The 13,495-nt window shown below is 61.3% G+C and carries 12 protein-coding genes and 1 tRNA gene; 9 read left to right on the forward strand and 4 right to left on the reverse strand.

Annotation, left to right across the window (positions count from 1 at the left end; all coding sequences use genetic code 11):
• Positions 1–57 precede the first annotated feature (57 nt).
• From moaA to ACSOSP_RS07870, 5 genes are all read left to right on the forward strand, one after another.
• Complete coding sequence (moaA, locus tag ACSOSP_RS07850) at positions 58–1,167, forward strand: GTP 3',8-cyclase MoaA (protein ID WP_455310454.1); 1,110 nt, start codon at positions 58–60, stop codon at positions 1,165–1,167.
• Between the two features lies 1 nt (position 1,168).
• Positions 1,169–1,816, forward strand: a complete 648-nt coding sequence (gene mobA / locus ACSOSP_RS07855; protein ID WP_455310455.1) for a molybdenum cofactor guanylyltransferase MobA — start codon at positions 1,169–1,171, stop codon at positions 1,814–1,816.
• A 196-nt stretch (positions 1,817–2,012) separates the two neighbouring features.
• Positions 2,013–3,347, forward strand: coding sequence for a molybdopterin molybdotransferase MoeA (gene moeA / locus ACSOSP_RS07860; RefSeq protein ID WP_455310456.1), 1,335 nt, complete (start codon positions 2,013–2,015; stop codon positions 3,345–3,347).
• A 144-nt stretch (positions 3,348–3,491) separates the two neighbouring features.
• Positions 3,492–3,767, forward strand: coding sequence for a hypothetical protein (locus tag ACSOSP_RS07865; protein WP_031363462.1), 276 nt, complete (start codon positions 3,492–3,494; stop codon positions 3,765–3,767).
• Positions 3,767–4,255: an N-acetyltransferase family protein gene (locus tag ACSOSP_RS07870; protein WP_455310457.1), complete on the forward strand. Its 489-nt coding sequence runs from the start codon at positions 3,767–3,769 to the stop codon at positions 4,253–4,255. The genes ACSOSP_RS07865 and ACSOSP_RS07870 overlap by 1 nt, the downstream gene beginning before the upstream one ends.
• 3 nt (positions 4,256–4,258) lie before the next feature.
• On the opposite strand, the gene ACSOSP_RS07875 is transcribed toward ACSOSP_RS07870, so the two are convergent.
• The 4 genes from ACSOSP_RS07875 to pncB all read right to left on the reverse strand — a co-directional run bounded on the left by ACSOSP_RS07875 (position 4,259) and on the right by pncB (position 9,549).
• The gene (locus ACSOSP_RS07875) at positions 4,259–5,743 is read right to left on the reverse strand and encodes a DNA recombination protein RmuC (RefSeq protein WP_455310458.1); all 1,485 of its coding nucleotides are present in this window, start codon (positions 5,741–5,743) and stop codon (positions 4,259–4,261) included.
• 2 nt (positions 5,744–5,745) lie between these two features.
• A complete protein-coding gene (locus tag ACSOSP_RS07880) occupies positions 5,746–6,726 on the reverse strand; it encodes a 2-hydroxyacid dehydrogenase (protein WP_455310459.1) in 981 nt (326 codons plus the stop codon).
• A 9-nt stretch (positions 6,727–6,735) separates the two neighbouring features.
• Complete coding sequence (locus ACSOSP_RS07885; protein ID WP_455310885.1) at positions 6,736–8,133, reverse strand: sodium:proton antiporter; 1,398 nt, start codon at positions 8,131–8,133, stop codon at positions 6,736–6,738.
• A 225-nt stretch (positions 8,134–8,358) separates the two neighbouring features.
• A complete protein-coding gene (gene pncB, locus ACSOSP_RS07890; protein ID WP_455310460.1) occupies positions 8,359–9,549 on the reverse strand; it encodes a nicotinate phosphoribosyltransferase in 1,191 nt (396 codons plus the stop codon).
• A gap of 449 nt (positions 9,550–9,998) precedes the next feature.
• On the opposite strand from pncB, the gene fdxA reads away from it, so the two are divergent.
• The 4 genes from fdxA (at position 9,999) to gudD (ending at position 13,465) form a co-directional block, all read left to right on the forward strand.
• The gene (gene fdxA, locus ACSOSP_RS07895; protein WP_031363468.1) at positions 9,999–10,322 is read left to right on the forward strand and encodes a ferredoxin FdxA; all 324 of its coding nucleotides are present in this window, start codon (positions 9,999–10,001) and stop codon (positions 10,320–10,322) included.
• Positions 10,323–10,454: 132 nt separating this feature from the next.
• Positions 10,455–10,530: transfer RNA gene (locus tag ACSOSP_RS07900), tRNA-Asn, on the forward strand.
• Between the two features lie 327 nt (positions 10,531–10,857).
• The gene (locus tag ACSOSP_RS07905; RefSeq protein ID WP_031363471.1) at positions 10,858–11,601 is read left to right on the forward strand and encodes a FadR/GntR family transcriptional regulator; all 744 of its coding nucleotides are present in this window, start codon (positions 10,858–10,860) and stop codon (positions 11,599–11,601) included.
• Between the two features lie 505 nt (positions 11,602–12,106).
• Positions 12,107–13,465 carry a glucarate dehydratase gene (gudD, locus tag ACSOSP_RS07910; protein ID WP_455310461.1) on the forward strand — a complete coding sequence of 453 codons (1,359 nt, stop codon included), beginning with the start codon at positions 12,107–12,109 and terminating at the stop codon, positions 13,463–13,465.
• Positions 13,466–13,495: the final 30 nt, after the last annotated feature.

Raw genomic sequence — 13,495 nt, forward strand, 5'->3', positions numbered from 1 at the left:
GTTCGATGTTCATAGCAGCCGCCCTACCGCCGCCGCTGCACGAGAAATAAAACGATCATGTCCCGACGCATCATTCCCGTCACCGATGTCAGCGCGATCCCGGATTTCTCCGGCATCGCAGCGACGCCGCGCGGGCTGCTCACCGACCGGCGCTCGCGTGAGTTGCGCGATCTGCGCATATCGGTGACCGATCGGTGCAATTTTCGTTGCGTGTACTGCATGCCGCGCGAAGTTTTCGATAAAAATTACGAATTTCTGCCGCATAGCGCCCTGCTGTCGTTTGAGGAAATCGAACGGCTGGCGAAGTTGTTCGTCGCGCACGGCGTGGAAAAAATCCGGCTGACCGGCGGCGAACCGCTGCTGCGCAAGAACATCGAATTCCTGATCGAACGGCTGGCGCTGCTGCGCACGCCGGAAGGCCGTCCGCTCGATATCACACTCACCACCAACGGGTCGATCCTCGCCCGCAAGGCGCGCTCGCTGAAAGACGCGGGGTTGTCGCGGGTGACGGTGAGCCTGGACGCGCTCGACGATGCGTTATTCCGCCGCATGAACGACGCCGATTTCGCGGTCGCGGACGTGCTCGAAGGCATCGAGGCCGCGCACGCCGCAGGCCTGGCCCCGCTGAAAGTCAACATGGTGGTCAAACGTGGCACGAACGACGCCGAAATCGTGCCCATGGCGCGCCATTTCAAAGGCAGCGGCGCGGTGCTGCGCTTTATCGAATATATGGATGTGGGTGCGTCGAACGGCTGGAACATGAGCGAAGTGTTGCCGTCGGAGGACGTGGTCGCGCGGATTGCCGAACATTTTCCGCTGCGGCCGCTTGAAGCCCACAACGACGCCGAGACTGCGCAACGCTGGGGTTATCAAGACGGCGGCGGGGAGATCGGTGTTATTTCGAGCGTGACGCGCGCGTTCTGCAGCTCCTGCACACGCGCTCGCCTCTCTACCGAAGGCAAGCTGTACTTGTGCCTGTTCGCTACATCCGGCCACGACTTGCGCGCGCTGATCCGCAGTGGCGCGAGCGACGCTACAGTGGCGACCGCCATCGCCCGGATCTGGGAAGCACGCACCGACCGCTACTCGGAACTTCGCGGCAGCAACGCGTTGCCCGCTGCCGACCCGGACGCGCCGCGCGTCGAAATGTCTTACATCGGCGGCTGACATGGCCGATGTCGATATGGCATGCCCGACCGGCAGTCCTGTCCAGAAGCGCGACATCACCGGCGTGGTGCTGGCGGGCGGACTCGGATCGCGCATGGGAGGTATCGATAAAGGCCTGCAGCCGCTCGACCTCGAACCGCTTGCGCTCCATGCACTGCGGGCGCTCAAGCCACAATGCGGCGCGATGCTGATCAGCGCAAATCGCAGCCTCGAGATCTACGCGCAGCTTGGCATGCCGTTCCGGGCAAAAGTCATTGTGGATGCGTTTCCCGATTTCCCAGGCCCGCTTGCCGGGATATCGGCGGCGTTGCATGCAGCGCAAACGGAATTCGCGCTGTTCGTGCCCTGCGACGCGCCTTTCGTCGATCCTCGTCTGGCCGAACGGCTATTCGAAGGCTTAAGCAACGGACAGGCGGATGTTGCGGTGGCGGCAGTCGTCGATGCCGCGGGCGAACGCCAGGCGCACCCGGTTTTCGCGTTGCTGCGCGCGTCGCTGGTGGACGATCTCGACGCGTTCATCCGTGCCGGCGAGCGCAAGGTCCGCGCGTGGTACGCGCGCCACAAGGCGGTCGAAGTGACCTTCGACAACGAGCGTGCGTTTTACAATGTCAACGATTTGCAGCAGCTAGCCGATCTCAATCGCAACTAGCATCGGTTTGTTTCGTTCCTTGCTCAGGTTTGTGGCGAGGCCCCGGCTTGGTCAGCGCCCCGCTTCACAGCGACTATGGCGGCGGCTATAGCGGCGGCTGGGGCAGCGGCTGCGCCAGCACCCACGACATGCCAGCCTTTTTCACCGGGCCGCCCGCGAGCTTTGCATCGCGACTTCCGCTCCGATACACCCATCGATGAATACACCCAGGCACTTTTCGAGCTGCGTCGCCGAGTACGATCCGAACGCGCTGCCCGTCAGCGCGGCGCAGGAGATCGTGCGCCAGTGGGCGTTGCCGCGCGGTCGCACCGAGGTGGAACGCGTGCCTCTGTTCGACGCGCTCGATCGCGTGCTGGAAGAGGATGTCATCTCGCCGATCAATGTTCCCTTGCATGACAACTCGGCCATGGACGGTTATGCGTTCGATGGCTTCACGTTGTTGAATGAATCGAATGGATCGGATGAAGCGAGCCCGCCGGACGATGCGCCACTTCGCTTGACGGTCGCGGGTACCGCGCTCGCCGGACAGCCGTTCGAAGGGCGTCCGCTCGCCGCACAATGCGTGCGCATCATGACCGGTGCGCTCATCCCACCCGGCTGTGACACCGTCGTGCCCCAAGAACTCGTACAGCGCACCGGCGACGCCATCACGTTCGCCTCAGCGCGTCTTGTGCGCGGCGCGAATCGGCGGCTCGCGGGGGAAGACCTCGCGCAAGGCCAGCCGGCGTTGCGCCGGGGCCGGATCGTGCGTGCGTCGGATCTTGGTTTGCTTGCGTCGCTGGGTATAGGCGAGGTAGCGGTACGACGGCGCGTGCGTGTCGCGTTTTTTTCAACTGGCGACGAATTGCGTTCCGTTGGTGAAGTGCTGGCGCCGGGTTGCGTCTACGACAGCAACCGCTATACCCTCTTCGCGATGCTGCGCCGGATGAACGTGGAACCGGTGGATCTGGGGATTGTGCGCGACGATCGTGCATCGCTTGAACGCGCATTGCGGCAAGCCACGCAAGACGCCGACGTGGTGATCAGTTCTGGCGGCGTGTCTGTAGGGGACGCCGACTTCACGCGTGACCTGATGAACGCGCTCGGCGACGTGGCGTTCTGGAAGATCGCGATGCGTCCCGGCCGCCCGCTTGCGTTCGGCCGCCTGTGGTCGGGCAAGCGTCCGGGCGAAGGCGAATCGGCCTTGTTCTTTGGCTTGCCGGGCAATCCGGTTGCCGTGATGGCAACGTTTTATTTCATCGTGCGCGAGGCGCTGCTGGCCATGTCGGGCGCGACGCCCTATGCGCTGCCGTTGATATCGGCGACGAGTTCGCAAGCGGTCAACAAACGCGCCGGGCGTACGGAGTTTCAACGCGGGATTGCTCGCCGGGACACCGCCGGGCGCTGGCATGTGGTGACAACCGGGCCGCAAGGCTCGGGCGTGCTGAGTTCAATGAGCGAAGCCAATTGCTTCATTGTCCTGAAGCACGAGGCGGGGAATATCGATGCAGGCGACAGCGTGGATATCCTGCCATTCGACGGCCTGATCTAGCTTCAAAGGCTCTTCGACAACCTGCCTTGATAAGCTGAACCTCAGAACCTGAACCTCAAGAACCTGGACCGCGCCGTGATCACTTAAGCGGCTATAACCGATGGTTCGACTGCATCGCACTATGACTGACAGGGCTTTTCCTTCATGAAAAAACAGATTTCGTTCATCGCGCCGGGACAAACGGCCAAAGCGCTGATTCTTGTGTATCTCACGTTCAGCGTACCCATTGTGTTGCTCGGCGTGCTGGTTGCGTTCTTCCGATACGGCTCGGTCGAACTGAGCACCGTGACAAGCGCGCTGCTGCTCAATGCCATCCTTGGCTTCATCTTGCTGTGGATTGCGTGTCACGCATACAACTGGGTGGCGTCGCGATTCGGCGGCATTGAGATCGTCTTGTCCGACGCACCGGAAGAGGCGTGATGAGCGCTCAGATCCGACCCGCCGCACCCGCCGATGTCAGCGCTATCTTCAGCTTGATGCTGGAGCTGGCCGAGTTCGAAAAGCTCATGCACATGTTCATTGCGACCGAGTCCGGCGTGCACGACGCGTTGTTCGGCACGCGGCCGTGCGCTGAATGCCTGGTGGCCGAAGAAGATGGCCGCATAGTGAGCTACGCGCTGTTCTTCCAGAACTATTCAACCTTTCTCGGCAAGCGCGGGTTGTACCTGGAAGACTTGTACGTGAATCCGGGTCTTCGCGGCAGCGGACTCGGCACGAAGATGCTGCGCGCCTTGGCAGCCCTTGCGGTGGAACGCCAGTGCGGCCGCTTCGAATGGACCGTGCTCGACTGGAATCAGAACGCCATCGGCTTCTACGAAAAGATGGGCGCAACCGTGCTGCCCGACTGGCGCATCGTGCGCATTACCGGCGACGCGCTGGCTACGCTGGCTTCGCCCGCGGCGGACTAACGACTAAGCGCCGGGCTCGTCGCGTTCTGCGGGTTCTTCACGCTCTTCACGTTCATCACCGAGCAGGTTGGCCACCTGCTCGCCCGGCAATGCTTCCACGTCGCGAAGTTTCTTGCTCATCTGCCGCGTACGCGTTTCGGCCGACTCAATGGAGCGCGTCACCGCTTCAAGCTGCGACCGCGTCTTCGACAGCACTTCGCCAAACTTCCTGAACTCCGTTTTCACCGCGCCGAGCACTTGCCAGACTTCACTGGAACGCTGCTCGATTGCCAGCGTCCTGAAACCCATCTGCAAGCTGTTCAGTAGCGCCGTTAACGTGGTCGGACCTGTCACGCTCACCCGGTATTCGCGCTGTAGGAAATCGGTCAGCCCCGGACGGCGCAAGACTTCCGCATACAGGCCCTCGGTCGGCAGGAACAACAGCGCGAAGTCCGTGGTGTGCGGAGGCGCGACGTACTTCTGCGCGATGGCCTTTGCTTCCGCACGAATGCGGCCTTCCAGCGCACGCGACGCTTCCTCGACCGCTACAACATCGGCGCGATCCTGCGCATCGATAAGACGTTCGTAGTCCTCGCGCGGAAACTTGGCGTCGATAGGCAGCCACACCGGCGTAGCCACCGCGTTCGCGCCGCTCTGGCCGGGCGCGTCGTGACGCCCGGGTAGCTTGATCGCGAACTCCACGCGATCGTTGCTCTTTGGAATGGTGGCGACATTCTTCGCGTACTGATCCGGCGTCAACAACTGCTCCAGCAGCGATTCGAGCTGCACTTCGCCCCACGTCCCACGCGTCTTAACGTTCGTCAGAACCTTTTTCAAGTCACCGACGCCCGCCGCCAGCGTCTGCATTTCCCCCAATCCGCGATGCACTTGCTCCAGCCGGTCCGACACCAGCTTGAACGATTCACCAAGCCGTTGTTCCAGCGTGGCGTGCAGCTTTTCGTCGACGGTACGGCGCATTTCCTCGAGCTTCGCCGCGTTGTTCGCTTCGATATCCTTCAGCCGCGCTTCGAGCGTTGCGCGCACTTCATTAAGACGACGGTCATTCGACTCCGACATCTGCGCAAGCTGGAGCGTGAGCGCATCGCCGAAACGCTTGAGCGCCTGGCTTTGTTCATCGCGTGCGTGCTGGCCTTGCAGCGCGTTGCTTTCCGTCAGCGTGACAAGTTGCCGGGAAAACGCTTCGAGCTGCGTGTTCTGGACGTTCGCCATGCTCGCGAGTTGCGTCGCGAGCGTCTGCTGGAATTGCGCGAACGCTGTGCCCGCCTCGGTACGCGACGCGCGGGACGTCTCGGTGACTTCGCCCCGCACGTTGCGTTCGAGCCGCTCTTGCCCGCGCGCATGCGCTTCGCCCATATCGATGATCCGATCGGCCAGCGCCTCGAACTGCTCCTCGACATCTGTTCCGCGCTTCGGCCGCAACAAAAGCATCAACGCGATCACCAGAGCGATCGCGAGGACGGCGACGCCCACGCTCAACAGCAACAACATGCTCATTTCTTCAGGACTTCCGGATTGATCGGGTTCGGCGGATTACCTGCGCGCGGCCCTTCACCCAGCGCGGCGATCAGGTTGTCCGCGGCGAGATTCGCCATGGCACGGCGCGTGGATTCGGTCGCGCTCGCAATATGCGGCGTCAGCACGACGTTCGACACCGTCAGGAAATCACGATTGAAATTCGGCTCGCCTTCGAACACGTCGAGCCCCGCCGCCGCGATCGTCTTGTTACGCAACGCCTGGATCAGCGCGGCGTCGTCGACAATCCCGCCACGCGCGATGTTCGTCAGCGTCGCCGTAGGTTTCATGCTTGCCAGCTCAGCCGCGCCGATGGTGTGGTGATTCTCGGCGGTGTAGGGGAGCACCAGCACGACGTGGTCCGCGCGCTTGAGCAAATCCGCCTTCGACACGTACTCGGCGTTCAGTTCCGCCTCGATCTCCGGGGCAACACGCGAACGGTTGTGATAGATCACGCGCATGTTGAAGCCGCGCGCGCGCCGGGCGAGCGCCTGGCCAATGCGTCCCATACCCAGCACGCCGAGCGTGGCGCCGCATACATCGGTGCCGAGGAACGCGTCGTAGGACCACGTACCCCACTTACCGGCGCGCAGGAAGTGTTCGGATTCAGCAATACGGCGTGCAGCCGCCATCATCAGCGCCCAGCCGAAGTCCGCCGTGCTTTCGTTCAATACGTCAGGCGTATTCGTGCCGAGCACGCCGTGCGCGTTCAGCGCCTGCATGTCGAAGTTGTTGTAGCCGACCGCCATGTTCGACACAACTTTCAGATTCGGCGCGCCTTCCAGCACCTTCGCCGTGACGGGATCGCCCGCAAGCAAAGCGCCATCGCGATCAGCCATGCGGCGCGCGAATTCGTCGGCGGCGAGGGGTGCGCCCGGATTGGCATCGACTTCAAAATACTGCCGGAGACGCTCGATCACGTCAGGAAAAATGGGGCGGGCAACCAGGACTTTCTTCATCGACTTCTCCTAAAAGAACAGCCATCCAGTAAGCAGGAACAAGGGCAGCAAAACAACCGCCGACCAGCCAAGATACGCGAAGAACCCCGGCATCACGATGCCGCGCGATTCGGCAATCGCCTTGACCATGAAGTTGGGCGCGTTGCCGATATAGCTATTCGCGCCCATGAACACAGCGCCGGCAGAGATGGCCGCGAGCGTGGTGGCGCCGGTGGTCATCAACGTGGGGGCATCGCCGCCGGCAAGGTTGAAGAACACGAGATAAGTCGGCGCGTTATCAAGAAACGACGACAGCAGGCCTGTCGCCCAGAAGTACGCGATGTCGATAGGTTTACCACTGGCGTCAGTCACCATGTGCACGATGCCGGCAAACGCACCGTCCGCACCCGCGCGCAGGATCATGATCACGGGTGCGATGGTGACGAAGATGGCGGCGAACAACTTCGCGACTTCTTCAATAGGCGCCCAGTTGAACGCATTGCCTGCGCGCGCGCTTTTCGGCGTGAGCACGTGCGACAAGAGCGTCACCACGACGAGCAGCCCATCGCGCACAGCGTTCTGCAACGCGACGTGCGTACCGAATACATCAAACTCGATGCCCGGTTTCCACAAGCCGCTCATCAACACCAGCGCGACCACCGCCGCGAGCAAAACGAAATTGATCTTGCCGTCCACGCTCAATGCCGTTTTCACCTCACTCCGATGCACCACTTCTTCCTTGGCGAAGTAGTAGCAGTCGAGCGCGTAGAAAAGCGCCAGCAGAACCACGCAGATGAAGAGCGTTGGTGCCAAGAGATGCACCGTGGTCCAGAAAAAACTCACGCCATTCAGGAAACCGAGGAACAGCGGCGGATCCCCGAGCGGCGAGAGCGAGCCACCGGCATTGGCCACGAGAAAGATGAAGAACACCACGCGATGCACGACGTGCCTGCAATGTTCATTGGCGCGCAGCAAAGGACGAATCAGCAGCATGGCCGCGCCCGTCGTTCCCATGATGCTGGCGAGTGCCGTGCCAAGGGCAAGCAATCCGGTATTCAGGCGCGGGGACCCGTGCAGGTCGCCATGCAGGCAGATGCCGCCCGCGACAGTGAACAACGCCGTGAGCAGGACGATGAACGGCACATACTCTTCCAGCATGGCATGCACGAAGGTCGTGAATGCAGCCTGCGTACCGAAGCCAAGTGCAAACGGTACGAGGAACACGAGCGCCCAAGCCGCCGATATCTTTCCGAAATGACGATGCCAGGCATGCGGCGCGATCAGCGGAACGATCGCGATGGACAACAGGATGCCGGCGAACGGAAGTGCCCACAGCGCAGACAGCGTGGCGCCATCAAGCGATGCCGCGGATGCGGTCAACGGCAACACCAGGAGTGCCAGGCCTTGCCATAACCGTCGCCTGCTCATGGACGTGCTCATGCGCAAGCGCCATCGGTTGCTGCTGCGGCCGGAGCACACAGTTGCGAGCGCTGGTCGCTTGAATTACGGCGTGCGGCCGATGGTTTCATGATGCTGTCCTCGTTGGCCTGTGCGTCGATCAAGGACTTGATTATAACGAGCACCCCGGCTCGAATACCCTCGACCGAACGGCTAACGCTGAACAGCATCGACCCTCAAAAACGCCTGTGCGGGTTACAGTTCATCCACGGGTTTGGCGATGTCGAAGACCTGGCGCAGGTAGGCAAGGTAAGCCTGGTCGTCGCACATGTTCTTGCCGGGGGAATCGGAGAGTTTGGCCACTGGCTGGCCGTTGCAGCGAACCATCTTGATCACGATCTGCAGCGGCTGATAACCCAGGTCATTGGTCAGGTTGGTGCCCACGCCGAACGCAAGCTGACAGCGGCCGTGGAAGCGTTCGTAGAGGCGCAGGACCTTCGGGATATCGAGTGCGTCGGAGAACACCAGCACCTTGGTGCGCGGGTCGCATCGATTCTCCTCGTAGTGACGGATCAGGCGCTCGCCCCAGTCGAACGGGTCACCGGAGTCGTGGCGGGCGCCGTCGAAGAGCTTGCAGAAGTACATGTCGAAGTCGTTCAGGAACGCCTTCATGCCATAGACGTCGGAGAGCGCAATGCCCAGGTCGCCGCGGTACTCCTTCGCCCACATCTCGAAGCCGAAGATCTGCGAATCGCGCAGCCGTGGGCCGAGCGCCTGGCAAGCCTGCAGGTATTCATGCGCCATGGTGCCGAGCGGACGCAAGCCGTGCTTCATCGCGTAGTAGACGTTGCTCGTGCCAGTGAACTGATTGCCCAGGCCTTCCTTGAGCTTGAGGATGACCTCCTCATGCCATTGCTTGGAAAAACGCCGGCGGGTGCCGTAGTCGGCGATCTTGCAGTCGGCCACTTCGGGGCGGCCGCCGAGCAGCTGGATCTTGTCGTGCAGGCGGTCGCGGCCGGTTTCGAAGGTCGGGTCGCGTTGCGTGTTGCGGAAATAGACCTCGTTGACAATTGCGAGGATCGGAATCTCGAACAGGATGGTATGCAGCCAGGGACCGACGATATCTATGTCGATCTCGCCGTTCTGCTTGGCGGACGGCTTGATCGTGACGGACTTCTCGTTGAGATGAAAGAGCGCGAGGAAATCGATGAAATCGCTCTTGATGAAGCGCATCCGGCGAAGGTATTCGAGTTCCTCCTCCTTGAAGCGCAGATGGCAGAGCTGGCGCACTTCGTCGCGTATCTCATCCATATACGGCACGAGATCGATATCCGGCGTGCGGCAGCGGAACTTGTATTCCGCGTGTGCCGCCGGGAAGTGATGCAGCACGACCTGCATCATCGTGAACTTGTAGAGATCGGTATCGAGCAGCGAATGGATAATCATGGTTCCAGACGAACGGCTAGGAAAACGGGTAAAGGCGCGAGTAGAACCGCCCACAAGCGCGCGGACAGAACCGCAAACGTATCCGGCACGCCCCAATGCACTGGCTGCTTTGCCCCCGGGCGGCCTTCAGTGCATGTTACCCGAAGTGTCCACCCGGAGCGCCTTACCCACTCTGGCGAAACACGCCGGACAGCGGCGCGGCGGGAGCGCATCGACGGCCCATCGATGGCCCATAAACAAATCACTAAACGATATAAGACCTTCTGGCCGGGGGTCGCGCTCAAATATACCGGTACGCTACAATATCGGTTTTGGCGCGCAGATCGTGCACAGCCGCGCTGTATGCCCCGAAGAGAGACGCTCTACAAAAGACGCCCGGTTCGCTGGTTGGACCCGGCGTTCATGTCGCCCTCGCCGCCGCCCCACGAATTTAGTATGCAGGAGCCTGAATGACTCACGTTGTGACCGAAAGCTGCATTAAGTGCCGCTATACCGATTGCGTGGACGTGTGCCCGGTGGATTGCTTCCGCGAAGGTCCCAACTTCCTCTCGATCGATCCTGACGAGTGCATCGACTGCGCCGTTTGCGTCGCCGAATGCCCGGTCAATGCAATCTATGCAGAAGAAGATGTGCCCGGTGATCAACAGCACTTCATTGAACTGAATGCCGAACTGTCGCGCGGTTGGCCGAGCATCACCAAAACCAAGGCGCCGCTACCCGAAGCCGACGAGTTCAAGGACGTGACGGCGAAGCTCGAACTGCTGGTGCGTTAAGCCTGAGGAGCCGCACGTCGTCGCACGCTGAGTAACGCTTCACTCGTTTGTGACTTTTTGAATTGAGATGAACGCAGGGTGTTGACAGGCTAGATTCTCCTCCATATAATTTCGTTTCTCTGCTGCAGATGTTCCTCGATAGCTCAGTTGGTAGAGCGCCGGACTGTTAATCCGTAGGTCCCTGGTTCGAGCCCAGGTCGAGGAGCCAAAAAGATTTAAGCTCGAAAAGCCCAATCGAAAGATTGGGCTTTTTGCATTCTCGGGCGCGGAATTAAATGCATTAGTCTGAGATCGCAAATGCGCCTGGCATCACTGCTGCTGCCAGCGCCATCGATCAATCAGGACAATTGAATATGCCTCCCCCAGGTCAACGCAGCGCCGTCCCTGACCTACGCGTCACAAGCAGAATCATCCGTGCCACCACCCTACATCGAATCTTTAGAATTGATAGTCGTCAGACAACGGTATAATCTAATTACCTACCGCATCTCTGAACAACGACATCGCCACCCGGCTGGCCCAAGGAGCGTTTCTGATGGTCGAATCCCTCACATCCGTCGTGACACCCCGACGCGCCCGTAACCTGGCGGAGAGCGTGTTCGACTACGTGATCGAACAGATCGAATCCGCCGCGCTGAAACCGGGCGACAAACTGCCCACCGAAGCCAAACTCATGCTGACGCTCGGCGTTAGCCGCACCGTCGTGCGCGAAGGCATTTCCCGCCTGCAGGCGAACGAGGTCATCGAAACACGTCATGGCATTGGCAGTTTTGTGCTGGAGCCGCGCCGCGAGAAACTGGGCATCGACATGGTGCCGGCCACCACCCTTCGCGACGTCTTGTCCGTGCTCGAATTGCGCATCAGCCTGGAAACCGAATGTGCCGGGTTGGCCGCGCAACGCGCACAGCCGGAAGATCTGGTGCGCATGCGCGCGGCGCTCGACGCGATAGAAGCCACCAGCCGCAACGGCAGCGACAGCGTCGCGGCCGATCTCCAGTTCCACATCGCGCTCGCCCGGGCGACCGGAAACCGCTATTTCGTCGATATCCTCACGCAAATGGGCACGGCCCTGATTCCGCGCAACCGCATCGATTCAGCGGGGATCGCGAAAGCCGATCCGAAAGCGTATGTCTCGCTCGTCAATCTCGAACACGAGAGCATTCTCGAAGCCATCACGCGACGCGACGCTGAAAGCGCACGCGCCGCCATGCGCATGCATTTGTCGAACAGCCGGGAACGCTTGCGCCGCGCAAATCAGTCAAGCGAAGCCGCCGGCTGAAAGCGGTCCGCATAGCAGCCGCTCGTTTGCCGCCGTCCGACGAGGCCGGGCTGGCCAACGCGGCATAACCGTCGAGAACCACCAAGCCGAGCATCGAAGCATCGATCTCGCAGACAGGCGCCTGCAGCCGCATCGGCAGGCGCCCGACCCTCCCACATCGAATTTGTCAGCATCAATCATCTTGTCTGACGTCCGACTTTAATTCATAATCCCTTCAGCGCAATGGATGGAGTTATTGCCTAACCTGTTAATAACCGTAAGGTTATTTCGGGTTAACACCCATTTTTACGATCGTCGCATCGCTCTTAGAATGTTATCAGACAACGTATCTCACGTTTAATATTGCGAGCTTGCTCGCCGCCGCTTAGCCGCATGAGCGTTCGCGCTGACACCGCGCGAACGGCCGGTTGACCGGACGCCCCGAACACGCTGTCGAACCGAACCCGATCCGCGCCGCTTAAGAGCCCCCTCACAAGCCTCCAACCAACTCACACTGATCACGTCAATGTCCACGACTCCAAGCGTTTCAACCGCTGCGAACGCCACGCCCATCGTCACCGAACTGCGCGTGATTCCGGTTGCCGGGCGCGACAGCATGTTGCTGAACCTGAGCGGCGCGCACGGCGCGTTCTTCACGCGCAACATCGTGATCCTGCGTGACAGCGCGGGGCATACCGGCGTGGGTGAAGTGCCGGGTGGCGAGAGTATCCGCAAGACAATCGACGACGCGCGTCCGCTCGTCGTCGGTCAGTCGATCGGCAATCTGCACGCCGTGCTCAACACCACGCGCAAGCAATTCGCGGATCGCGATGCAGGCGGGCGCGGCACGCAGACCTTTGACCTGCGTACGACCATCCATGCCGTGACCGGGCTCGAAGCCGCGCTGCTCGACTTGCTGGGCCAGCATCTGGGTGTGCCCGTCGCGGCGCTGCTCGGCGAAGGCCAGCAACGCGATGAAGTGGAAATGCTCGGCTACCTGTTTTATATCGGCGATAGAAACAAGACCGACCTGCCGTACTCCTCGGGGACAGACGCGACCGACGACTGGACCCGCTTGCGCCACGAAGAAGCGATGACCCCGGAGGCGGTCGTACGGCTGGCGGAAGCGTCGCACGCACGCTATGGCTTCAACGACTTCAAGCTGAAGGGCGGCGTGCTCGCGGGCGATGCGGAAATCGAAGCGGTCACGGCACTTGCCGAACGCTTTCCGAACGCCCGGGTGACGCTGGACCCGAACGGCGCGTGGTCGCTGTCCGAAGCCGTGCGCCTGTGCCGCGACCAGCATCACGTGCTCGCGTACGCCGAGGACCCGTGCGGCGCAGAAAACGGCTATTCCGGTCGTGAGGTCATGGCTGAATTCCGCCGCGCCACGGGCCTGCCGACGGCCACCAACATGATCGCGACCGACTGGCGCCAGATGGGCCACGCGATCCAGTTGCAATCGGTGGACATCCCCCTCGCCGACCCGCATTTCTGGACGATGCAAGGCTCGGTGCGCGTGGCGCAAATGTGCAACGAGTGGGGCCTCACGTGGGGATCGCACTCGAACAATCACTTCGACATTTCGCTCGCCATGTTCACCCACGTCGCGGCGGCGGCGCCCGGCAAGATTACTGCCATCGATACCCACTGGATCTGGCAGGACGGCCAGCGCCTCACGCGCGAGCCGCTGCAGATTGTGGGCGGCAAGGTGAAGGTGCCGGCGCGCCCGGGCCTGGGCGTGGATATCGATATGGATGAACTCGAGAAAGCTCACGCGCTGTATCAGGAACACGGTCTCGGCGCCCGCGATGACGCCATCGCGATGCAGTACCTGATCCCGAACTGGACCTTCGACAACAAGCGCCCGTGCCTCGTGCGCTGATTTCCTCAACCGCTTAATCATCGACTTAAT

It is taken from the genome of Caballeronia sp. KNU42 (genome assembly GCF_053760385.1).